This window comes from Kangiella sp. (assembly GCF_014762745.1).
In the GTDB taxonomy this organism is placed as follows: domain Bacteria; phylum Pseudomonadota; class Gammaproteobacteria; order Enterobacterales; family Kangiellaceae; genus Kangiella.
Window position 1 is genome coordinate 1 of record NZ_JABURJ010000039.1, and the last position, 22,489, is coordinate 22,489.

The window sequence follows — 22,489 nt, forward strand, 5'->3', positions numbered from 1 at the left end:
ACTGAAACGACCGCAGAGTAAGATAAATGTCTGATAAATTAGAAAACCTATACCGTGAAATCCTGGTGGAAATTGGTGAAGATATTTCCCGCAACGGTATTTTAGATACTCCTAAACGTGCCGCCAAAGCGATGAAATTCCTGACTCATGGCTATGAGCAAGATTTGAACGAAGTCGTTAATGGTGCGATTTTTGATTCCGACAATGATGCCATGGTTATCGTTAAGGACATCGAGCTTTATTCAATGTGCGAACACCACATACTGCCGTTCATTGGTAAAGTTCATGTGGGTTATTTGCCGACTGGAAAAGTCATCGGCCTTTCCAAGATTGCCCGCATCGTTGATATGTTTGCCCGCCGTTTGCAGATTCAGGAAAACCTGACCAAGCAAATCGCTCATGCGGTTCAAGATGTGACTGGTGCAGCGGGGGTTGGTGTGATTGTTGAAGCGAAACACATGTGCATGATGATGCGCGGTGTGCAAAAGCAGAACTCGGTCATGACCAGTTCAACCATGCTCGGTCAGTTCCGTTCTTCACAGAACACCCGCAACGAGTTCCTGACCCTGATCGAAAAACGATAACCCCTGTAATGCATAATGCATTTTTAGGCGTTGAGCCCGCTAACATCGAATGGCGCCCAGCCAAAGTTCGAGAGGGCTCAACAGAAACACCTCCTCTAACTCCCTACTCCACCCAGTTCAATGATATCTACTTCGATAGCCGTGATGGTATTGCCGAAACCGACTATGTATTTCTACAAAGCAATCGACTTCCAGAACGCTTCCAAGCTTTAACTGATGGCAACTTTACCATTGTAGAAACCGGGTTTGGCACTGGGCTCAACTTTCTGCGTACCTGTAACCTGTGGCAACAAAGCCAGCCCAGCGATTTAAATGCTCAACTCAACTTTATCAGTATTGAACAATACCCGATTGCGCCTGATGACTTGCAGAAAATGTATAAGGCCCTTGCTATTGAGTCCGAGTTTACGGAAGAGCTGTTAGCGCAATACCCACCTGCCATGCCGGGTGTGTATACCATCGAGCTTCCTTATAGAATCAGACTAACCCTGATTCTGAACCCGATTGATAAGGCGCTCAAAGAGTTCGCAGCAGGTTCCGAATTTAAAGTTGATGCCTGGTTTCTCGATGGCTTTGCTCCAAGCAAAAACCCCGAAATGTGGGCTAAAGGATTGCTGCACTTTATGGCACTGCATGCCGTTAACGATGATAAGCGCCGAACAACCTTTGCCACTTTTACTGCGGCCTCTGCTGTTCGTAAGCAACTGCATCATTACGGTTTCGACGTTTCAAAGCAAAAAGGCTTTGGCTTCAAGCGTGACATGCTGGTGGGTAGTTTTCAGGAAAAAACAATCTCCAGCCCACACCCGACACTGGCCGACGATTACTTTCTAAAAATCGATGCGCCGAAGCAAAAAGTTGCGATTATTGGCGCTGGCATGGCGGGATCTACACTAGCGCATAGCCTGCATCAAAGAGGCATTGAGGTGCATCTTTTTGAGCAAGGCGACAGCTTAGCCAGTGGTGCCTCCAAGATGCCTGCACTATTGGCAACCCCAAATGTCTCACTTGATCACAATGCTTTTAGCCAGCTGACTTTTCTAGGCATGTCACATCTGGAACGGTTCTTAAATTGCCACCAAAAAGAATTTCCCAAACTCATTTACAGCACAACCTGCATGCAGCTGGGTAGTGAGAAATATTCTGAGTGGCAACTAGAGCAATATCAAAAGGTTTACCAGAAACGTTACTGGAATCCGGAACTATTCAAGTGGACTACAACGCAGATAAGAGATCGTGAGCACAAAGGTTTGTTGATGCCTGGCTTTCTGGTTAGTGGCCCAGCTTTTTGCCAGTCACTGGTGCAATCAATTCCGCACAACCAGATACATTTAAACCATGCCATCAAGTCGTTAAATGAGCTCAAAGACTTTGACCATATTATTCTGGCCACCGGTCATTGCAACCTGTTAAACAAGTTGGAGGATGCTGAACCGACGCTTTCCCCCCTGAGAGGCCAGCTTACCGAGCTTACTCAGAAACCCGAATCTCGATTAGGCCTGGACTATCCGATTAATTATGATGGCCATCTGTTCGAGTGCGACCAAAAACTGATAGTGGGCGCCACCTTTGATATGAGTTTAGATGAAACAGCAAAACCAAAAGACAGGCAAAAGAACTTGCAGCAAGCAAATGAGCGTTTTGGGTTAAAGCTGGAAGATAACAAGCAGTGCGTCGATTATGTAGGTATACGGGCCGCAACCTATGATCGCTACCCTTACTGTGGGCCGCTGAACTCAGGCAATAAAAATTTACCGATTATTTGGACCAACTATGGTTTTGGTACGCGCGGCCTGTGCCTTTCGCTGTTATGTGCAGAAGTTATCGCATGCTCGATCAATCATGAACCAATCCCCCTGCCAAAATATCTGCTGCAAAGAATTAGCCCAAAACGAATCCAGAAGGCATAAAAAAAGCCGGAAAGCGCAAACTTCCCGGCTTTATGACTAACAGACTCATATATCTGTTTATAGCTTAGCTGCTAATCTTAGAACTGAGCTTTCAAACCGATAGTATAAGCATCAGTATCTGCGTCATCTGCAGAGGTATAGCTAGCAAACAAAGCCACGTTAGTGTTGAAGAAGTGCTGAGCACCAATTTCATAAACTTCGTCTTTAGCAAGAGATGCAAAAACAGACGTTGCTTTGGTGAAGTAGTAGCTAGAACCTACAGCCCAAGTATTATCACCATCTTTATCAGCAAGTTTTACACTGGCTGTTAAGTAACGATCATCACCTAAGTGAGTGAAGTACTTAGAAGACAAGCTAATATTATCAGCTTCGTCATCAGTTACTAATGTGAAACCGATGTAATCAGTAGCATTGATTTGGTGGTTATAAGCAGCAGAAACGTTATAAACTGTATCTGCGCCATCAGTGTCAACTGCGTCAACACGAACTAAGAAATCATCGCTGAACAAATAACCCAAAGAGAAGCTAGTCGCGTCTGCGTCTGCTTTGTTATCTGAATATCCAGCACCAATCAGGAAGTTACCTGTGAATAGTTCACCAGCAACACCATAGTAATAGTCATCCCCAGTATCAATGTTACGGTAGTTAGCATTGATGTTGCTAACTTTGTTGATGTATTCAAATTCGTTATAAGGACCTAGTGATTCTTTTTTGTCGAAGTAGTAAGTACCTTCAAGACCTAAAACGTCATAAGAAGAACCTGCCTCATCAACATTAGACCAGCTAATGTCTGAAAGAACCGTGTACTCTTCTGCTGAAACAGAAATCGCTGAAGATAAAAGAACCGCTGTAGTAACTAATTTTAATTTCACTTTAATATTCTCCGTGTGTGTAATTAAGTGCGGCGCGAATTCTATATAAGTCCACCGTAACAATCAAAGATTGTAAAAATATGCATATAACATATTGTTATAATTAGAAATATTAATAGAGCACATTAAAAATAATCACCTTAGATTTATTTGAAATATGTTTTTCAATTTCATATATTCCTCTTTCTCTCAGTATCTGGGAGTTGGAAATTAAACTTAAGGAGATTAAAAATGAAAATATTAAGCAAGAAATTAATGTTCGCGGTTGGGCTATTGTTGGTTAGCAACAACCTCTACGCGACAGACTTTATCTTTTATTGCCAAAATAATGCTGAGTGCCAAGATAGCAAACAACAGGAGTATGCAAAAAAAATTGCTCTTGCACAGCGTGGAAATGTCTTATATGGCATGTTTATTTCGAAGAGTGACCGCTTTCCACGACCTTACACGGATAGAGTTATATACTTCAACTTAGAAACTGGCAAGACAAGCATGTATGAGGTTACTGGACGTAGGTTTTCAATTACATATAAGGTAACAGTATCTGGTAAAAAAACTGTTCCAACAAAATATCTAAATTACTTTTCAAAAATTGACTCAATATTAAAGTCGTACAACTCCATTAATGAAGCTAACATCTACTCTGACTACGTTACCTTGACTGGTGGAAATACAAATTTGGTTGGGATACCTGTCAGTGTCCTTAACGATTACTCCTCGACACCCTATGACACTATCCTATTAAATCAAGGGGTTCTGGGAATACAAACATCAAACCAGCTATATTCGATGCTAGAGCAATCATTAGGCGGAGCCGCTTACTTAGACTCATTAAGCTCATTACTATCATCAATTATGAGTTCGTATGGAGTATCTACAGAAACCACAGCAAGCGCTGGATCTGGTGCCTTCGAATTACAAGGCACAGTCGGTAGCAACGTTCAAACTGTAACATCGAGATCCGGAATAAACTCTCAAAGATTCAGATTGCTAAGCGTAGCAGGTGTAAGTCAGCTAGAGGTCACCATAGAGTTCAATTACAGAACTAAAGACTTCAAAGTAGTTAAAATAGTCGATAGCGAAGGGAATAGCTTACCGGTTGATGAAAATGGCGTGCTAAGAAAAGATCAGTTCAAGGACAATCAAGTATTAATCTCTGGAACAAATACCAATGTTTGGGAAATAATTGCCTCTAGACTTGGGTTACTTTCTTTGCAATTAGCATTACAAAATAATAGACGAGGTTATGTTAGAATAACTGAGCTGTAAAACAAGCGGTGGCCGAAAGGCCACCCCAAACCCTCTAGCTTCAATTTTGTCCTATTTATATCAATCAAAAATATCCACCTCATACGTACTAATAGCAGCGAGCCTAATCTTTGCTTTAGCTGGATGGCTTGCCTATCCGAACCTGTTCTTTTTGGTCATTTTAACCTTTGCCTTGTATGCGCTTTCCGAACCACACTACAAACATCCTCTGCTACAAACCATCGTCTGGATAATCACTTTTGTTGTTGGCTTTATGGCAGCAACCTATCGTCCTGAGAGCTTTTCCAATCCTTTAATCTGGAGTACAGAGCAGCTATATTCAGGAGGCGAAGAATTTAACCTCTACGCCAATCTGGCTAAGGGGCTTTGTGGTTATTTAATCGTTATTTGGTTACTGGATAAGGTTAACAGGACTGGACAACTTAAATCTGTTCCATATATTGCTCTAGCATTGCTCAGTGCTCTAATACTGATGGCAATTGGAGTTGTTTTTTTCGGACTGGAAACTCAGTTTAAGCTGCCAAAAGAAACGGTTTATTTTATTGCCGTGAATTTGGGCATAACCGTTTTGGCCGAAGAGGCCTATTTCAGATTACTATTACAGGCGCAAATTGAAAGGATCTTTAAGAACATCAAGGTTGGACGGATAGTCGCAGTGGCAATTGCAGCACCTGTTTTTGCTTTTGCCCATACAGGCCAACTCAACCAAGCCTTCCTCTTATTCTTAATAGCCGGCTTGATTTATGCGATCGTCTTCGCATTAACGCGACGATTTTCAGCTGCCGTGCTGTGCCACTTTGCAGTCAATATTCTTCACTTTATTATCTTTGAGTATCCCTTATCGTTAAATTCATAAGCTATCAAATAATCGGCTGAGTCACGCAATGCATAACCCAGCCGTTTAAGTTTAACTATCAATTTTTCCCATCTTGCCGCTTTGGAAATCTAAAATGGCCTGTTTGATTTCCTCGGGTTTGTTCATGACAAAGGGACCATGGCGCACGACCGGTTCTTTAATGGGTTCACCGGCAAGTAGTAGGAACTCCACATGACTCTCTGCATCTGCATCAAGCGAAAACTTAACCGCATCGCCATCATGTAGAATCACCATTTCACCATCGTCTACCTTAAGGCCATCAATCTTTAAGCCATTACCATGAAATACATAAATCATAGCATTGAGACCGGCTTTCACTTCCTGAGTATGGGAACTGCCAGGATTGATGATCCAATGCTGAAATGTGATAGGAATATGGGTATCGATCACCGCGTTCTTGCCCATGGCTTGACCAGCAATAATTTTCACAGATACACGCCCATCTTCTGAGGTTGCAGTTGGGATCGATTCATCAGGGATTTCCTGATAACGCGGCGGATCCATTTTGTGCTTGGCTGGCAGGTTTATCCAAATCTGGAAGCCATGCACCCTTCCGCCTTTTTCCATGATCAGACTCGAAGGCATTTCAGAATGAACCACGCCGCTGCCAGCGGTCATCCACTGCACATCACCGGGTGCGATGCGGCCGCTATGACCTGCTGAGTCCTTATGTTCAAAAACTCCATCCAACATATAGGTCACCGTTTCAAAACCGCGGTGCGGATGATCAGGAGCGCCCACAGCTTCGCCGGGGCCATATTCTGCAGGGCCCATTTCGTCAATTAATAGGAAAGGATCAACAATCCTGTCAGGGATTTGTCCGGGGAACGGACGTCGAACTTTAAAGCCGCCACCTTCCATGAGTTCTGCGGCTCGCACTTTCATTAAAATGCCGCGTAAATTCATAAGGTCTCCAAATCAGAGTTACACAATCTATTATCTACATTATCCGTGAATTTGATGTCACGGATAGCATTACACTCTTTGCTAAATCACTACCTAATCCTGGTGGCTATTTAACCGAGCTTTGAGTCGTAAAGTTAAATACAGTGCTACTGAAAATGCTGCCGAGCACAAAATAGTTGCCATGATGACTATTTGGTAGCGAACCGCTAACAAGGGCGAAACGCCCGATAAAATCTGTCCGGTCATCATTCCTGGCAAGGCAACCAGTCCCACAGCAAGCAAACTATTAATCTGCGGTATCATTGCAGTATTAAAAGCTTTGTTTCGGGCCTGTTCCCAGGGCTGCTCGATTAACAGCTCACTATCCAAGCGCTCTCCTGCAAGGCTCAAACTGTTCATGGTATTGGCCAATAACATTCCCGCCAGAGGAATCACATAGCGCGGCTGATACCATGGTTCTAAATGTAGCACAGCAACAATAATCAGGGCGAGAACCGATCCACATCCGAGCAATAAAGCTATCGCTAACTGACTGAAATGCTGACTATTTTTATGCTTTAACGGGCGCATTGCTATCCACCCGGAAACTACAAGCATAAAGGTCATTACTGCCAGTCCGAGCAGCCAGTTCGCACTGGTAAACAGATAAACCAGCACAAAGCCAATGGCGATTAACTGCACCACCATCCGTACAGTAGCAATAATTAAATCGGATAAGGCTATCGACCAGCGATAGAAAATCACACCGACCAATACCACCGGTAACAGGACGTAAAACAGTTCCAGATAACCAATATCAGGCAAGGTCAATTCTAGGAGTCCTCATTCTTTTTACTTTCGTCGGCACCTTCTTCAGAGCTCCAATCCCCCATCCAAGGGTGTCGCTGCTCGACTTTATTGGCTTCCTGATCCGCCCGTAAAACCGTTTCCAGAAGTTCTGCCTTTTCGGCGGCTTCAAGAATATATTGCTTGTCATCGCCCCAGATATCCGCCAGCTCTTCTAGATGCTTATTGTCATAATGGAGGAAAGTTTTCGCTGCACGATGCGCCTGATAGTGCCTGTAACCCAAAGCACTTAGTGCCTCCTGCCCCAGAAGCAACGCAGAGCCTAAGGTTTCCCGGATCACATAATCAGCACCCGCCTTCTTGATTTCATGTGCTTCTCGGCGCCCCTTAGCTCTAGCCAGAACCTTGAGTTGTGGGAAGTGTTCTTTACATAGTTTAGTCACTTTTAAGCACTTATCCTGACTATCAACCGCAATAATCATTAGTTTTGCAGTCTCTGCACCCGCAGCTTTGAGGATATCCACATTAGTCACATCACCATAGAAAGCTTTGGTACCAAACTTTTTCACCAGCTCTATCTGCATCACGTCATACTCTAGCAGGGTTGTGTTAAAACCCTGTGACCGAAGCAACCGCGAAACCACCTGACCAAATCGACCATAACCAGCGACAATAACCGGTGTTTCTCCATCATCTATTTCATCGAAATTACGGTGTTCAATGTCTTTTTTCAGCATTGGCTGTAACACCCGCTCAGCAAAAATAATCAGCAATGGAGTAAGTAACATACTCAAAGTTACTACTACCGTTAAAATAGAAATGGTGTTCTGATCAAGCACTCCGTTCTGTGCTGCGTAGGTAGACAATACAAAAGCAAACTCACCACCTTGCGCCAGCGAGAAAGTAAAAATCAGATTTTCGAGAAGCGGCATTTTAAATTGAGCGGCCAGTACACCCAGCACGACAATTTTGATGACCAGCAGCAGCAACAACAAACCAACAATAACCCAGACATACTCAGCCAGAACTTCAAGGTTAATACTGGCACCAACCGTAATAAAGAACAGCCCCAGCAATAAACTTTTGAATGTATCCAGTCCAACTTCCAGTTCATGCCGATATTGGCTCTCTGCCAGCACTACGCCAGCCAGAAACGCTCCTAAAGCTGGTGACAGGCCTACTTTTTGCATGACCAGGGTGATGGTAATAACCAGTAGCAACGAAGTTGCAATGAAAATTTCTCTAAGACCTGTTCGAGCAATCCAGTTAAAAATTGGAGACACCAGATAGCGACCCACCAGGATAATCCCAAGCACTGAACCCAGAATTAAAAAGGTTTGCTGTAAACCCAGCTCTTCGACATGACCAACCGAGGTTGCTGCATCCACTTGCAGAGTAGAAAGCAACGGCATAATCGCAATCATGGGGATAACGATAATATCCTGGAACAAAAGTACTGAGAAAGCGGACTTACCACCATGGGTTCTGAGCAAGCCTTTTTCGGAAAGGGTTTGCAGAACGATGGCGGTTGAAGACAGCGCCAGCATCATGCCGATTGCCAGAGACATTTTCCAATGTAAACCAATCACGGATACGGATATCGCAGTTATCAATAAGGTGGTTATCGCAACCTGCAATCCCCCCAGCCCTAAAATCGGAACACGTAACTTCCAAAGTTTTTTCGGCTCCAGTTCAAGCCCAATCAAGAACAGCATCATGACCACGCCAAACTCGGCAAAATGCATAACGTCCGCAACATCATTACCGACCAAGCCCAAGGCAAAGGGACCAATAATGATGCCAGCGCCTAAGTAACCAAGAACGGAGCCTAGGCCCATGCGTTTGGCCAGGGTAACACCGATTACGGCAGCCAAAAGAAAGATGAATGTCTGGTATAAAGCACCATGCATTTCCATTAGAAGCTCTCCCTTGCGGTCAATGAATCATCATCTCTCAGCGCGCGAATGAGCTGAGCAAATCGATGAGCCTCGTCGGCTAATTCTGAATCAGACAAAGCTAACGCATCAAATAGCACAAAAGGCTTTAAATAGCGCATACCGCAAAATATCGCTGTTTGCTCAAATGGCTTAAGCAGCTCTTCCACCGGGTAATGATTAAACCCGCTTGAACCATAGCTGGCTTCACTACCACCAATGGTTACAGCATTCATCAGGCACTTGCCAGCCAATTGATAACCGCCCTCTCCATAGGCAAAGGAGTAATCAAGCACCACATCCTGCCACTCCTTTAACAGAGATGGCGAGCTGTACCAGTAAAAGGGGTGTTGGAATACGATGATTTGATGTTCTTTAAGTAGGCGTTGCTCTTCTTCAACATCAATAAAGAAGTCGGGATATTTTTCATAGAGGTCGTTAAAGGTCACGCCTTCCAGATCTCGAATAGCAGCAACCATTGCGCGGTTAGCAACCGACTGCTCATAAGCGGGATGGGCAAATATGACTAACACCTTGTTTTGCATAGTTTTTCCTAAGAGTGGCCAGAAAAGGCTGACTATGCTCTGAGTCTACACAAGATTGGTGAAAATATAAATTATTGTAAAAGTGACAGGCAAAATAAAAGCGGCCGAAGCCGCTTTCAACTGTGAATCGTTAGATCCCCTGATTCCCTACCTTGGGTTGGTATTTCCGTATACTCGTTTCCGTGTTCCTATATTCTTCCAGACTCGATTTGTAGATTGTGTAATCTCCCTGACTACGCGGGCTACTTTAGCAAAAATGATGTTTAACACAACAAGTCAAAATTGAAACTTCTTAAAGCAAGCTTACATTCAGAATTACTAGTTTTGTTTTAAATCAATGATTTAAACTTAAAACATGTATTTTTAAGGTTGTTTTACCCGAGTCTTTTCAGCGATCTCCGAATGGCTTGTGAGAGATCTCGCACAAAGGTTCAGGACAATCTCCCAAAAGACTAGACTTTAGATCCTGCCTACAGGGTATAAAACCGAGTCTTCGTAACCGGTAATCACCTTGATAGGCCCTGAAAACTCTTCATTTAGGGCAAGATCGTCGCTATCAACAATCAAGGGTTTGCCATTTAATTGCTGTAGTTTAGTTTTAGTCGCAATCACAATCAGGTTATCGCGGCCCAGCTTGCGTAATACTTTAGCGCTTAACTGTTGATTGCCACGACCAATGATGTGGCCCTGCCCACCAATAATGGTAATCACTGCCTTCACTTTTTCGGGATGAGCTTCCAGCAGCTCCAGAATATGCTTTTCATAGACATCCGCCTGAACCAGCCTCTGCTGAAAAACATGATCAATACCCAATAGAGTATTTTCCAGGCCTAGCGAATCCATCACAGCGGCGCAGGTTGTGCCTGAACCGATCAGATAATGGACATCGTCCTCCATCTGCTCAACCACGTAATCCGCAATGTCCTGAACCACCAATGCTTCCACTTCTTTGCCACCCGATTTGGTGGACTGCACGTAGCGATGCTCAGCCGGAACCTGCATTTCGCCATATTTTTTGGCGCGAACATTGCCTTTACGAAAAGCTTCTTCATCAATGTCCATAACCGAAGTTTCCAGCAGGCTGACCAGCTCATTGTTGAGCATCTGCTCAATGACAAGCCCCGCAGCTTTTGGCGTTACGGCATAAACTCCCGAGTGGATTTTAACGCCTGCCGGAATCCCAAGAACCGGAAGTTCTTCGCCAACCGCTTCATAGATATTTCGAGCAGTGCCATCGCCGCCGGCGAACAACAGCAGGTTAGCTTTCCTGTCGACAATTCTATGAGCAGCTTCAATAGTATCCTGGGCTGAGGACTCTCCCTGGTAGGAATAAACACACTCATAATTAAAACCCAGTTCTTTAAGGAGGTTTTCCCCCATATCTGCGGAAGCCGTATAGAAAATCAACTGCTCTCTGTAAGGCTTTAATATTTCCAGAGTAATACGTGCTCGATTAGCCGATTGGCTAATTGCGCCACGGGCAAAGGCTTCTGCTCGAATGGCTTCGCCGTCGCTGCCTTTAAGGCCAACTTTACCGCCGATACCGGCGAATGGATTAACAATAAAACCTAAATGGAACATGATGAAATATCTGGCATTTGAATGGGTTGGCCTTGTCGATAGTAACGACAAAGCATTTGAATCATGCGCAGTGCGCGCGGTGGAAAGCCTCGCTCAAAGTAATCCCTTAAGCGCGCATAGACTTGCTCTTTGAAGGCCTCAGCATCACCGGATGGGTTGTTAAGATTATCCAAACTGAGCCGAAACGGCAGGTTAGCCGCCAGTGCGAAAGCCCATTCCAGAGCTTGCGGCTTCTGCTCAACCTTAAAGAACTCCTGCTGCTGCTTTTCGCTGCGACCATCAGCGGCATACCAGTAACCATAATCATCAATCTGACGACGCTTCTCGCCAGCGATACACCAGTGCGCGCACTCATGCAAAGCACTGGCGAAATAATCATGGGTTGAATAAATAATGGCCGGACTGCCGTGAACAGGAGCTTGATAGAATGGCTCTTCAGCACCCGCCTGCAAACGGGTACTAAAGTCGGAAAACTCCTGATTAAAGAGTTCGACAATATCCTCAACTTTATGAAAGTCTTGGTTATAAATCATCTAGATATAGAATTATGAAAAGTGCTCAACGAGTTGCTGACGAGTCAGCAGGAATACGCCATCACCGCCTTTTTCAAATTCGAGCCAACTGAAAGGTACATCAGGGAAAGCTTCTTCCAAAGCCGGCCAGCTATTACCCACCTCAACAATCAGACAGCCCTGCTCAGTAAGGTGTTCAGCAGCTTGCTGCAAAATACGACGTGTAATGTCTAGTCCGTCTTCACCCGAGCCTAAGCCAATCTCCGGCTCATGCTGATATTCAGCAGGCATATCGGACAAGTCTTCTGAGTCGACATAAGGTGGATTAGAAACAATCAGATCAAACTTCTCATCGGCCAGCGATTCGAACAGGTCAGAAACAACTGTCTGTGCCTTAGGATATAAACCCAGGCGTTCATTATTGATATCAGCAACCGTGATGGCATCTTCGGAAATATCAGACAGCACTACTTCAGCATCATCAATGTAGGCTGCAATGGCTAAACCGATACAACCACTACCGCAGCATAAATCAAGAATGCGGGGATTATCTGCTTCAAGCCATGGGTAGAAATCATTTTCGATCAGTTCTGCAATAGGCGAACGCGGTACCAGCACACGCTCATCAATGTAAAACTCAAGTCCACAGAAATAGGCTTTATTAGTGATATAGGCTAAAGGCTTGCGATGCTCGACTCGCTCGAAAATGGCGTGAACCAGATGCTTTTTCTCATCAGCCAATAGCTTGGCTGTCAACATACCTTGTGGGAAGTCCTGTGGAAGATCGAGCATCTGCAGAACAATGGCAACCGCTTCATCCCAGGCATTATCAGTACCATGACCAAAATAAAGATCGGATTGATGAAACTGCGACGCTGCAAAGCGAATGAAATCGGCAACTGTCTCCAGAGACTGTTCCGCTTCTTGATAAATAGGGCTTAAGGTCATGAGTTTTTCTCTTCCAGCATCCTTTTCATGGAATTATATACCAGATCGGACAGTTCGTGGCGATGTTCTACATCAAACTCACGACAATCGATGGCCTGGCCCACTTTAACTGTCACCGGCTGATGCAGTCGCATTTTAAGCCACTTCTTGTTGGGAAGAACCTGATAGATATCCTGCATCACCACTGGAATAATCAGCGCATTAGTGTCGATTGCCAAACGGATACCACCTTTTTTTAACGGCAAAACCTCACCATTTTTAGAACGAGTACCTTCTGGAAACATCCAGATTCGAATACCACTTTCCATTTTTTCGCGGGCAATTTTTAAGTCTTCAATTGCCTGCTGACGATTTTGACGATTAATAGAAAGGATTTCGGCAGCTTTCATGGCACTTGAAAGCAATGGAATCTTGAACAGTTCTTTTTTGGAAATCATGCGAATACTGCCTGGCAAGGCAGTGAAAGCCAGAGGAATATCATAAGCGCTGGAATGGTTACACATGATAATGACGCGACGGCCTTCCTCTATCTGTTGCTCCAGATCGCCCTCAACCTGCCAATTAATCCGCGCAGCTCGAATCAGACGACCCGACCAGTCAACCAGAATCTTATCCACCTTGCGCCGCATGCTCTTTTTCGAAAAAAAAGCGAAATACAGGGTTTTAAGGCAGTACTTTCCAGTCACGACGACCGAATACAGAATTACCCACAAAGCACGCAATAAACCAGCGGGCCTTGGTTGCTTATCAGTCTGTGGTGCTGTTTGTGTTGTAGAATTCAAAGTGCTAGCAGGTCAATCATCAATGAAGTGGCAATGCTAGCCACTTTTTGCTCTAACTTCCAGTATAAACTTGTATCAACAGTGGTTTCGTGAATGTGGGCGAGCGCAGCTCGCCCCTACGAGTTTGTCATGCTCCATCTCTGTAGGGGCGAACGGCGTTCGCCCGCTCTAGTAGGTTGGAACTTACCCCCACCAGAACAATATCAAACTTTGGGTGGAGTTTTTTTGTGTACGGACAACTCATGAGTTGTCCCTACGCTCCCACCGACTTATTTATGTTATGTCTCTGTGTAGGGGCGCACCTGTGTGTGCGCCCGAATTCTTCATACATCACAAACAATTAAGGGCAGACACGCAGGTCTGCCCCTACCTAACTGAAGAACGCTGAAATCCCCTGGGAAAGTCACTGGGGCTCGAAGAAATTGGTTAATTTTGGCTTTCCAGCGACAAACTCAAGCTCTGCTATGGCCGAAGTCGGGAAATATCTCCCCTGTTGAGGTAGCCAGGTCGCCAAAAGGTTAGCAACCAACGGCATGTGGCTGACCAGCAAAATAGTAGACTGTGGCAGAGCTTCTACATAAGAGGCAGTCATTGCCGGATCCGACTCAGAACGCAGCAGAGGCTCCTGCTCTCTTAAAAAAGGACGAACCTTAGCCTCCATTAATTCATGCTCTACGATATCAGCGGTTTGCTGTGCCCTTAGATATGGACTGGCCAGCATGATTTCCAGCTCAAGGTTCTGCTCTTTCAACCTTTCGGCCAAGCGTTGTGCCATCTTCACCACATCTTGTTTTCCAAGCTCAGACAATTGGCGCTCCCCATCAATATAGGGAGCATCGCCATGTCGCATAATCCATACTTTCATAATCTAATGAATCAGTCCTTACCTGAGTCCGAACAACTACTTAGCAAAGTTCTCTTGATTAAAGGCTCTTAACTCATCAATGGCTTCGCCATAAAGACGAGGGCCGAATTGTGTCACCAGATGCCCAGCGGCAAAGCTGGCAAGCTTTCCACAATCGGCATACGAGTAGCCCTGCGTTAAGCCATACAGGAAAGCACCGGCAAACATGTCGCCAGCACCATTGGTGTCCACTGCTTTGACCGGATGGGCTTCGACTGCGTGAGTCTTGTCGCCATCAAAGAAGAGCGCACCTTTTTTACCCAGTGTGATGGCAACTTGCTTGGCCGATTGCTTCAAAGCATCTATAGCCTGCTCAACATCAGACTTACCTGTAAACTCAAGCGCTTCATCATCGTTACAGAACAGCAGATCAACGCCACCCTCAAGAATCTGATCAATCTGCGGCTTAAAGAAGCGCACCATGTTTGGATCGGATAAAGTGGTGGCAACTTTAACGCCATTTTCCTGAGCATGTTTTTTAGCGCTTAATGCCGCTAAATGCGCTTCGGGCGAACTGACCAGGTAGCCTTCAAGATACAGATATTTGCTATCAGCCAAAGCATCAAAATGAATATCCTGCTCTTTCAGCTCACTGCTGATACCCAGAAAAGTATTCATGGTGCGATCTGCATCAGGAGTGACCATTACCAGACATTTGCCGGTCGTACCGTGATTATCTTCCAGTTGATGCAAGCCATTATCGACACCCGCAGAATTTAAGTCCGAAGCATAGAAATCGCCAGCCTCATCACGCCCGACTTTGCACGAATGAAAGGCTTTACCGCCCAGCTGAGCTAAGGCAATCACACTGTTCGCAGCTGAGCCACCAGATGCGCGTTGGTGGATGTTACCGTGCAGGTGGCTTAACAGGTAATCGTGACGTTCTTCATCAACCAGGGTCATAACGCCCTTTTCAACACCAAGCCGCTCAAGCTCCTGTTCGTCAACTTCAATTTCAATATCAACCAGCGCGTTGCCCAGAGCGTATAAATCATAATGCTTCATAAAGTTTTAATGCTTATAAAAGTTAATTTTGTGATGCAGGGATTATGCTATAATTTCGTCCATTATTGAATGGCTTTTAGAGAACCTGTCACTATGCCTGCACTATTTGTTGATCAACTCACTGTAATTGATTTCGCTTTCTTTGATCCTGTCCGAGGTATCGTTGGTGAAAGCTGGATTGTGGATCTGGTCCTGGAAGGCGAACTCGACGACCAGGGCATGGTTTTTGATTTTGGGGACGTAAAAAAGCGCATTAAGCAGGCCATAGACGCGACACTCGATCATAAATTTGCAGTACCAGCTGAATATGCAGAGCTATCCGTCACAAAAGATGGAGACCAACTGACTCTTGAAATGCGTGATAAACAAGGCCGTTTCTACCGCCACCAATCACCTGAGCAGGCAGTAGCCCTGGTTCCGGCAGAGACGGTCACTCGAGAAAGCGCCCTGCCAATTTTGCATGAAGCCTGCTCAAAGGTAGTCCCTGCAAATGTCAGAAAAATCTTCCTGAATTTACGGACTGAAGATATTCGAGGTGACTATTACCATTATGCACATGGTCTTAAGAAACACCTCGGTGACTGTCAACGAATAGCTCATGGCCACCGCTCGCAGATTCATGTTTTTGAAAATAGTGAACGAAATAAGGATCTGGAAACCTATTGGTGCGAATTGTGGCGCGACATTTATATCGGAACCGCTGAAGATTTACAGAAAGATTTTGAAGACGATGGCGTGCAATATTTTGAATTCAGCTATCAAAGTGAACAAGGCGAGTTCTCATTGGTCTTGCCGGCTGAATCCTGTCATATCATGGAACAGGACTCTACAGTTGAACTGATAGCTCAGCATATTGCCGACCAGCTTAAAGAAAAACACCCCAAGTCAGAAATTGAAGTCAGAGCCTTTGAAGGTGTTAATAAAGGCGCTATAGCTTTTAGTTAGTCCTATTAAGCAGCTAAACTACTGAGTCGGCTCGACCGGCTCAGTCTCCGCTTCCACCTCAGGCTCTTCCTGAGGCTCTCCTTCCTGCTCAGGCTCTTCCGGCTTAAGCTCAGGATGCGGTATTTCAACCCCTTCCTCTGGGTGAGCAACCTTGCCGTCATACACTCCTTCACAATAACCACCAGTCAATAAGCCAACTCCTGACTTGAGGAGCCCAACAACCGAACCGGTTACCGCGTCAAAGGCGGTGCGGAATGTTTCGATTTCAGGCGAGCTGAGGCTGCCATTCAGGGTCTGGCTATATTCCTTACAACCCTCATCGTTCAGAATCATAAATTCAAAGTCATTGAATGCCATAATCGACAAATCAATATTGCCATCAAAAGCAAATCGATAATATTGAGTTGAGGCAGCCACATCTCGAGTTTTCAAAACACCATTCTCGATGGTCATATCAATATTAATCTGACCAAACATGGTATCGCCCTTATTGGCTCCCAGATTGCTTAAAACACCCTGCATGCTGACGCCCTGTGATAACAGCAGACCAGCTGGGCCAGCCAATACAAAACCACCAATATCTAATAACCCAAACTCCTGACTCTCCAGGAAACGCTCTAATACTTTATTCACGTTGAGGTTGATCAACTGAACAGGCTCAGTGTTAGCAATCAGAACCTGCCCATTCAAACTGTCGAATATTTTCTCAGGAGACAGGCCAGTAAAAGTTAAATCGGCTAAACCACTAAGCTTACCTCGGAGCGCTATGCTCTCCTCATTGTCAGGACGAACAAGCTGGCTAAGCTCCAGGTTTTCAAAATCGAACTTAAAGTCCGAGGCGTAACCCGGTTGTGACAGATCAATCACCCAGTCGGCATTAAGATTGGTGTCATTAACGTTAACTGTAAGCGGATTAACGGCTATTTTTCGATTAGCCTGGGTTGCCTTGATATCGATATCCGAAAAGATATCTTCATCCTGCTGAGCCTTGGCAACTTTTAACTCAAGAGTCTTAAATGCATTTTGTAATTGCGACTCATACCATTGGCTGATCAGCTGTCTATTCTTGATCAATGACAAATTAGAGGCCATCAGATCGATATCGGTAATGACCAACGATTCTTTAGTGCTGACTGTTTCACCCTCAGCATTGATCTTTTCAACTAAACGTAAAATGTCACCATTGAAATTTCGGATATTGAGTTTATTAACCACAAGGCTTTGTAACGGTAAATTCGAGCTGGCCTTCGATTTGCTGTCACTCTCCCGTTGTTCAGGCTGATTAGTTAAATCCAGATTCAGCTTTCCGGAACGATTAGCGACACTCACTAAAACTAAACGGCTCTCGGTAAGGTTACCATTGGCAGACAGACCACTTACCGTCAGCTGATTGGTTTGAAATCTGTCAGTGGTAATTGAAAAACTGGTATTGACTGAAGCAAGCGAATCTAGCCCAAACATTGCTCCCTCAAGCACAAGGGGAAAGTCGGCAATCTCAATGCTTGCATTATCCACTTCGATGGTTTCGCCTTCTAAGTTTGCCACCATACCAAACTGCTGAACCGTGATATTATGCAAACCGATAGTTTCAAAAGGCATCGTTACTGCACTGGATGCAGTATCGCTATCGGTACCACGATCAGCCTGCTCGCTTCCTGCAAAATCTAACTCCAGATTAACGTCACTGATTTGAACTGAGCTAACATCCAGCTTGCCTGATTCACTTTGAGCTTCGACCAAAAATTCAGCGGCCGTAACCTGAGGTAAGCTCACATTGCTGGCATCCAGCTTTGCGATCACTGTTGAGGGCCAGCTTGCCGGGTCAGCAATCACCAAGCCATGGTCAAGAATAATGGGTAATTGTTGTACTTGCAGATTGATAGCCTGTGCTGTGTAACTATCATCCAACTGAAGGTTAAGCTCACCATCATTAACTGTTAACTGGTTTAGCATGATAGTGGCAAAAGGGAATCGAAGTGCTGCATTACCTCCTGCAGTAGGGACTTCTGACTCAGTTGCCTCAGCAGTTTCCGTCTGCTCGCCTGAGCTATAGCTAACCAACGGCTGTGCTATCATCATCTGCTTAATATTAAAGGCACTGCCATTTAACTCACCATCAAGCTCCAGCTGGTCATAACTGAGCATGGATGAGGTTAACGCTTTGGAGGATAGTGAGTAGCGACTATTCTGTTGACGGTAAAACTCTTCCCAATCAACCCACAAAGGTGCTTTGTCTTTTACTAAAATCAATTCAGAGAAATGAGCTTGAAAGTCTTCCACTGCTAACTCATAACTGCCTTGCAGCTTAAAGTTGGTCGTTCCTATATCTATCTTTTCAATCAGCAGATCTTTAAAAGGCAAGTTGGACGCCTGACTGACCTGACTATTGCCAGATGTCTGGTTAGCAGTATTTGCATTACTCGTCTGATTATCGGTCAACTCAATATTAATATCAGCAGATGCCGAGGAAAGCTCCTGAATAACAACATCACTATCAATGACTTCTGCCTTAAGATTAACTTGCGAGAGACTACTTTTATCGGTTTTAAACTGTTCAATGTCTGCAACGATAGTGGTATTGCTTTGTTTGAAAAAATCGGTGAGATGAGTAAAAAGAAAAATGCTTCTTTGCGCAACGGGAAGCTCGGAAACAACCAGGTTAATACCCTTTGCTTCCAGATAAACATCGTCATTAAAAACAAAGTCAGAACTATTAATACGAATTTCAGAAACATTGAGCTGCTCGAAAAAGAAGGCCTCATTATCATTGTTGACTTCTGCTTCTTTTGACTCAGCGAGCTGGTAGTCAAAAGGATAACGGATAACCGCTTTATCAAGTTCAATGCTATCTATGAGCAAGCTACTGAATAGACCGGAATAAGAAATCTGTGCAGTGAGTTGTTCGAATGTTATGGCAGGATTATCTTCCGGTCCTATCCTTGTCTTAGAAATACTGACAGTACCGGAAAACAGAGAAACATCAAGCTCACCAACTTGCGAGCTCATGCCGAGCTGCTCTTGAATCTGCTTTTCGAGAAATGACTCAGAATTAATCAGGTAAACCAGAATCGAAACAGAAAGTATCAGCAGGACAAATAATCCTGCCAAGACCCAGAGTAATCTTTTGCTCCACTTCCATAGTCTGGTCATAAGCTTCCTGTTTCGATCAAAAAGATAATGCTTAAATTAAAACAGCTACTAACGATTTAAGTCAAACTCTGTCCATACCGGTGCATGGTCAGATGGACGTTCCATGGAACGGATTTCATAGTCAATGTCGGATGCAACTGCTCTATCGTTTAACCAATCGCAGGCAAACACCGAATCAATTCGCAGACCACGTTTGGGGTCACGCTCAAAACCACGACTACGATAATCAAACCAGCTAAATTTATCGGTGACATCTGGATTAATGGTGCGGTAAGTATCGTGCAACCCTGTTGCTAGAATTTTTTGCAACCACTCGCGCTCTTCCGGCAAGAAACTACATTTACCGTCCCGCAGCCAACGCTTACGATTCGGCTCACCGATACCAATATCAATGTCTTCAGGAGAAATATTGATATCACCCAGTACAATAGTTCTATGCTCGCCTTTATCATTCTGCAAATAGCTTAAAAGATCGGCGTAAAACTTTTGTTTATAGGGAAATTTTACTGGATGATCACGGTTCTCACCCTGAGGGAAGTAACCATTTAGCACTTTTATAACTTCATCGCCATATTGGAAACTGGTGATTAGCATGCGACGCTGCGCATCCTCTGGGTCATTGGGAAAGCCTTTCTCCACTGACAGAGGTTTTTGTTTGCTAAATGTAGCTACGCCATAATGTGCTTTTCCACCAAAAATCTCAATGTGGTAGCCCAGATGCTCATACAATTCGAACGGAAAAGCATCATCATGGACTTTGGTTTCCTGTAAACAAATAATATCCGGATCATACTTTGCTACCAGAGCTTCGATTTGATGTGGTCGGCTGCGGACACTATTAATATTAAAGGTTACAATTTTCATTCAATTTCCCGTGTTTTATCTCAATGTTTAACTCTTAAAATTCGAAACTCATCTAAATCACGCAGTCAGCCATTGCTTCAATTTAGGAGACTGGTCTTTTTCTTCGCTACCATATACCAGATAAGCGGTATCAGCCACACTGGCCCGCAGAGTTACTTCAAAACGCATTAGCTCATCACGTCTGAAACCGCGGATAATAACTGTCTCACCAATCTCACACTCAGCCAGACGCTTAGCAAACTCATCATTATCAATTTTCAAATCATTCATACTTATCAGCTGATCACCTGCTGAAATACCTGCTTCGCAAGCGGCAGAATCCCAATACACAGACTTTATGCTGATACCCAGATTAGCGGCCTGATAATCAATGCCTAAACTGGGCTTAGGTTTATTATGGGGCATTTCATCCTTGACCTGCCCTTTATCATTACGATCATTTCGTGGCTGAAAAACCAGCTCCAGATCAACTGTTTTTAATAATTCTGCCGAAGGCAGTTCATCGGTCGAATAGAGCGCCAGCTGGAAAAACTTGTCTAACTCTAATTGATGTTCTTTACCACAGATATCAACCGTGATGGCCTGAATAGTATCATCTTTAACGCCCACCTGAGGCTGACCAAAATCCTGCCATAAACGCAGCATAACATCACGTAAAGACTTTTGATTATTGGTCAACTTACGAATCAGCAAATCCATACACAAAGCTATCAAAGCACCTTTACTGTAATAGCTGACCACTGCATTCGGTGCATTTTCATCCTGCTTATAAAACTTGGTCCAGGCATCAAAACTAGAATCAGCAACCGATTGAATCAAACGCCCACGGGCACGCTGAACCGTGGTAATGGTTTTGGCAATACTGAGCAGATATTGCTTGATGGGGATAATGCCCGTTTGTACTAATGCCAAATTATCGTAATAGGAAGTAAAACCTTCAAAAGCCCACAGCAATTCCGTATGCGACTCCTGTTGAGTATTGTAAGGCAAAAACTCGGCGGGCTTAATGCGCTTCACATTCCAGGTGTGGAAATATTCGTGTGAACACAGATCAAGAAATGTCTGGTAAGAATCTTTGACCTTTTCCGGCTCATCACCAGGCAACGGCAAGTCCTCACGACTGCAATGTAGTGCGGTTGAGTTTCGATGCTCAAGACCACCAAAACCTTTTCCAAGCACATAGGTCATAAAGATATAACGATCTACTGGAGCCGGTTCGCCAAAGAAACGAATATGGTGCTCGCAGATTTTAATCAAATCATTTTTAAGACGTGTTTCATCAACCTGGTGACGACCTGTTAGCGCCATGTGATGCGGCACTCCACAAGCTTCAAAACTGATCAGTCTGAAATCCGACATTTCAACCGGACAATCAATCAGCTCGTCATAATTATCTGCAAGATACCAACCGAAACCGAACTCCTTCGTATCACTGGCTGGTTTCAAACCAGTAGCCACTCGCCAGTTCTTATAATGCTCCCCTTTCGGCGGCTGAATATTGACCTTACATTGAGAGTCTTCTTTTCCCCTTACTGCCAGAAAAACGCTGGTGCCATTGAAAAATCCGTGCGTCTGATCCAAGTGTGCACCCCGCACGGACAAATCCCAGGCATAGACCTGATACCGGACTTCTACCGAACCAACACCTTGTTCTATATTCTCAGCCAGCCAACGAGCCTTATCCAGCTTTCTAACCGGCAATGGCTTACCTGCTGACTCAGCCTTGAGCCACTGAATGTGCTTGGCGAAATCCCGAATCATATAACTTCCGGGAATCCAGTTAGGCAGATACAGCTCTAACTCAGAGCCGGATGGTTTCTCAATGGTTAGAATAACTTCAAAAAGGTGTGCATGTGGATCTATGGGAAGGATCTGGTATTGAGTCATGAAAGACGATTGATATCCTGACGATAAGTTCTCGCATGATTATAGGCAATCGAAAACGAATTTTCAGGAGATTCTTTCAAAAGATATGAAATATCTAAAATTACTATGAACTTGATATATTTGAACTTGATATGACAAAGAAGAGTTGTATCTGTAAGATTATTTGCTTAAGGTGATGGTGCCCAGGGCCGGAGTCGAACCGGCACGGTGTTGCCACCGAGGGATTTT

At 44.4% G+C, this 22,489-nt stretch carries 19 protein-coding genes; 5 read left to right on the top strand and 14 right to left on the bottom strand.

The features are described from left to right. The first annotated feature begins 26 nt into the window (after positions 1-26). Both folE and mnmD read left to right on the top strand, forming a co-directional pair. Positions 27-584 carry a GTP cyclohydrolase I FolE gene (gene folE, locus HUJ19_RS02395; protein WP_290622037.1) on the top strand — a complete coding sequence of 186 codons (558 nt, stop codon included), beginning with the start codon at positions 27-29 and terminating at the stop codon, positions 582-584. 8 nt (positions 585-592) lie between these two features. Then, complete coding sequence (mnmD, locus tag HUJ19_RS02400) at positions 593-2,494, top strand: tRNA (5-methylaminomethyl-2-thiouridine)(34)-methyltransferase MnmD (protein ID WP_290622039.1); 1,902 nt, start codon at positions 593-595, stop codon at positions 2,492-2,494. A gap of 77 nt (positions 2,495-2,571) precedes the next feature. Here the strand turns inward: mnmD and HUJ19_RS02405 are convergent, their stop codons facing one another. After that, positions 2,572-3,366: a putative porin gene (locus tag HUJ19_RS02405; RefSeq protein ID WP_290622041.1), complete on the bottom strand. Its 795-nt coding sequence runs from the start codon at positions 3,364-3,366 to the stop codon at positions 2,572-2,574. A 231-nt stretch (positions 3,367-3,597) separates the two neighbouring features. Between HUJ19_RS02405 and HUJ19_RS02410 the strand changes: the two genes are divergently transcribed. Both HUJ19_RS02410 and HUJ19_RS02415 read left to right on the top strand, forming a co-directional pair. Beyond that, positions 3,598-4,635, top strand: a complete 1,038-nt coding sequence (locus tag HUJ19_RS02410; RefSeq protein ID WP_290622043.1) for a hypothetical protein — start codon at positions 3,598-3,600, stop codon at positions 4,633-4,635. Positions 4,636-4,681: 46 nt separating this feature from the next. Further along, positions 4,682-5,491 carry a CPBP family intramembrane glutamic endopeptidase gene (locus HUJ19_RS02415; protein ID WP_290622045.1) on the top strand — a complete coding sequence of 270 codons (810 nt, stop codon included), beginning with the start codon at positions 4,682-4,684 and terminating at the stop codon, positions 5,489-5,491. Between the two features lie 51 nt (positions 5,492-5,542). Here the strand turns inward: HUJ19_RS02415 and HUJ19_RS02420 are convergent, their stop codons facing one another. The 10 genes from HUJ19_RS02420 to HUJ19_RS02465 all read right to left on the bottom strand — a co-directional run bounded on the left by HUJ19_RS02420 (position 5,543) and on the right by HUJ19_RS02465 (position 15,415). Beyond that, positions 5,543-6,418, bottom strand: coding sequence for a pirin family protein (locus HUJ19_RS02420; RefSeq protein ID WP_290622047.1), 876 nt, complete (start codon positions 6,416-6,418; stop codon positions 5,543-5,545). Between the two features lie 93 nt (positions 6,419-6,511). Further along, a complete protein-coding gene (locus tag HUJ19_RS02425) occupies positions 6,512-7,228 on the bottom strand; it encodes an ABC transporter permease (protein ID WP_290622049.1) in 717 nt (238 codons plus the stop codon). Between the two features lie 2 nt (positions 7,229-7,230). Beyond that, a complete protein-coding gene (locus HUJ19_RS02430) occupies positions 7,231-9,120 on the bottom strand; it encodes a monovalent cation:proton antiporter-2 (CPA2) family protein (protein ID WP_290622051.1) in 1,890 nt (629 codons plus the stop codon). Continuing rightward, positions 9,120-9,683 (bottom strand): NAD(P)H-dependent oxidoreductase, encoded by a 564-nt coding sequence (locus HUJ19_RS02435; RefSeq protein ID WP_290622053.1) that lies wholly within the window; start codon positions 9,681-9,683, stop codon positions 9,120-9,122. The genes HUJ19_RS02430 and HUJ19_RS02435 overlap by 1 nt, the downstream gene beginning before the upstream one ends. 459 nt (positions 9,684-10,142) lie before the next feature. Then, a complete protein-coding gene (locus tag HUJ19_RS02440) occupies positions 10,143-11,267 on the bottom strand; it encodes an ATP-NAD kinase family protein (RefSeq protein ID WP_367273954.1) in 1,125 nt (374 codons plus the stop codon). Continuing rightward, entirely contained in the window at positions 11,252-11,797 is a 546-nt protein-coding gene (locus HUJ19_RS02445; protein ID WP_290622057.1) for an elongation factor P hydroxylase, read from the bottom strand. The genes HUJ19_RS02440 and HUJ19_RS02445 overlap by 16 nt, the downstream gene beginning before the upstream one ends. Positions 11,798-11,809: 12 nt before the next feature. Next, positions 11,810-12,724: a 50S ribosomal protein L3 N(5)-glutamine methyltransferase gene (gene prmB / locus HUJ19_RS02450; protein ID WP_290622059.1), complete on the bottom strand. Its 915-nt coding sequence runs from the start codon at positions 12,722-12,724 to the stop codon at positions 11,810-11,812. After that, entirely contained in the window at positions 12,721-13,506 is a 786-nt protein-coding gene (locus HUJ19_RS02455; RefSeq protein ID WP_290622061.1) for a 1-acyl-sn-glycerol-3-phosphate acyltransferase, read from the bottom strand. The genes prmB and HUJ19_RS02455 overlap by 4 nt, the downstream gene beginning before the upstream one ends. A gap of 403 nt (positions 13,507-13,909) precedes the next feature. Continuing rightward, positions 13,910-14,371, bottom strand: coding sequence for a phosphohistidine phosphatase SixA (sixA, locus tag HUJ19_RS02460; RefSeq protein ID WP_290622063.1), 462 nt, complete (start codon positions 14,369-14,371; stop codon positions 13,910-13,912). Between the two features lie 36 nt (positions 14,372-14,407). Next, on the bottom strand, positions 14,408-15,415 hold the full coding sequence (locus HUJ19_RS02465; protein WP_290622065.1) for an adenosine kinase: 1,008 nt from the start codon (positions 15,413-15,415) through the stop codon (positions 14,408-14,410). A 93-nt stretch (positions 15,416-15,508) separates the two neighbouring features. Here HUJ19_RS02465 and HUJ19_RS02470 point away from each other — a divergent pair, with 93 nt between their 5' ends. Next, positions 15,509-16,360, top strand: a complete 852-nt coding sequence (locus tag HUJ19_RS02470) for a 6-carboxytetrahydropterin synthase (protein ID WP_290622068.1) — start codon at positions 15,509-15,511, stop codon at positions 16,358-16,360. A gap of 18 nt (positions 16,361-16,378) precedes the next feature. On the opposite strand, the gene HUJ19_RS02475 is transcribed toward HUJ19_RS02470, so the two are convergent. From HUJ19_RS02475 to HUJ19_RS02485, 3 genes are read right to left on the bottom strand one after another with little or no spacing between them, the layout of a single operon-like run. Next, positions 16,379-19,510, bottom strand: coding sequence for an AsmA-like C-terminal region-containing protein (locus HUJ19_RS02475; protein ID WP_290622070.1), 3,132 nt, complete (start codon positions 19,508-19,510; stop codon positions 16,379-16,381). Positions 19,511-19,558: 48 nt separating this feature from the next. After that, positions 19,559-20,374 carry an exodeoxyribonuclease III gene (gene xthA, locus HUJ19_RS02480; RefSeq protein WP_290622072.1) on the bottom strand — a complete coding sequence of 272 codons (816 nt, stop codon included), beginning with the start codon at positions 20,372-20,374 and terminating at the stop codon, positions 19,559-19,561. Between the two features lie 57 nt (positions 20,375-20,431). Continuing rightward, positions 20,432-22,261: a M61 family metallopeptidase gene (locus HUJ19_RS02485; RefSeq protein WP_290622074.1), complete on the bottom strand. Its 1,830-nt coding sequence runs from the start codon at positions 22,259-22,261 to the stop codon at positions 20,432-20,434. Between the last annotated feature and the right edge of the window lie 228 nt (positions 22,262-22,489).

Bases quoted from the DNA above. Each gene is read 5' to 3' on its own strand.
- folE (WP_290622037.1), top strand. From the start codon at position 27: ATGTCTGATAAATTAGAAAACCTATACCGTGAAATCCTGGTGGAAATT.
- mnmD (WP_290622039.1), top strand. From the start codon at position 593: ATGCATAATGCATTTTTAGGCGTTGAGCCCGCTAACATCGAATGGCGC.
- HUJ19_RS02410 (WP_290622043.1), top strand. From the start codon at position 3,598: ATGAAAATATTAAGCAAGAAATTAATGTTCGCGGTTGGGCTATTGTTG.
- HUJ19_RS02420 (WP_290622047.1), bottom strand. From the start codon at position 6,418: ATGAATTTACGCGGCATTTTAATGAAAGTGCGAGCCGCAGAACTCATG.
- HUJ19_RS02430 (WP_290622051.1), bottom strand. From the start codon at position 9,120: ATGGAAATGCATGGTGCTTTATACCAGACATTCATCTTTCTTTTGGCT.
- HUJ19_RS02435 (WP_290622053.1), bottom strand. From the start codon at position 9,683: ATGCAAAACAAGGTGTTAGTCATATTTGCCCATCCCGCTTATGAGCAG.
- HUJ19_RS02445 (WP_290622057.1), bottom strand. From the start codon at position 11,797: ATGATTTATAACCAAGACTTTCATAAAGTTGAGGATATTGTCGAACTC.
- prmB (WP_290622059.1), bottom strand. From the start codon at position 12,724: ATGACCTTAAGCCCTATTTATCAAGAAGCGGAACAGTCTCTGGAGACA.
- sixA (WP_290622063.1), bottom strand. From the start codon at position 14,371: ATGAAAGTATGGATTATGCGACATGGCGATGCTCCCTATATTGATGGG.
- HUJ19_RS02465 (WP_290622065.1), bottom strand. From the start codon at position 15,415: ATGAAGCATTATGATTTATACGCTCTGGGCAACGCGCTGGTTGATATT.
- HUJ19_RS02470 (WP_290622068.1), top strand. From the start codon at position 15,509: ATGCCTGCACTATTTGTTGATCAACTCACTGTAATTGATTTCGCTTTC.
- HUJ19_RS02475 (WP_290622070.1), bottom strand. From the start codon at position 19,510: ATGACCAGACTATGGAAGTGGAGCAAAAGATTACTCTGGGTCTTGGCA.
- xthA (WP_290622072.1), bottom strand. From the start codon at position 20,374: ATGAAAATTGTAACCTTTAATATTAATAGTGTCCGCAGCCGACCACAT.
- HUJ19_RS02485 (WP_290622074.1), bottom strand. From the start codon at position 22,261: ATGACTCAATACCAGATCCTTCCCATAGATCCACATGCACACCTTTTT.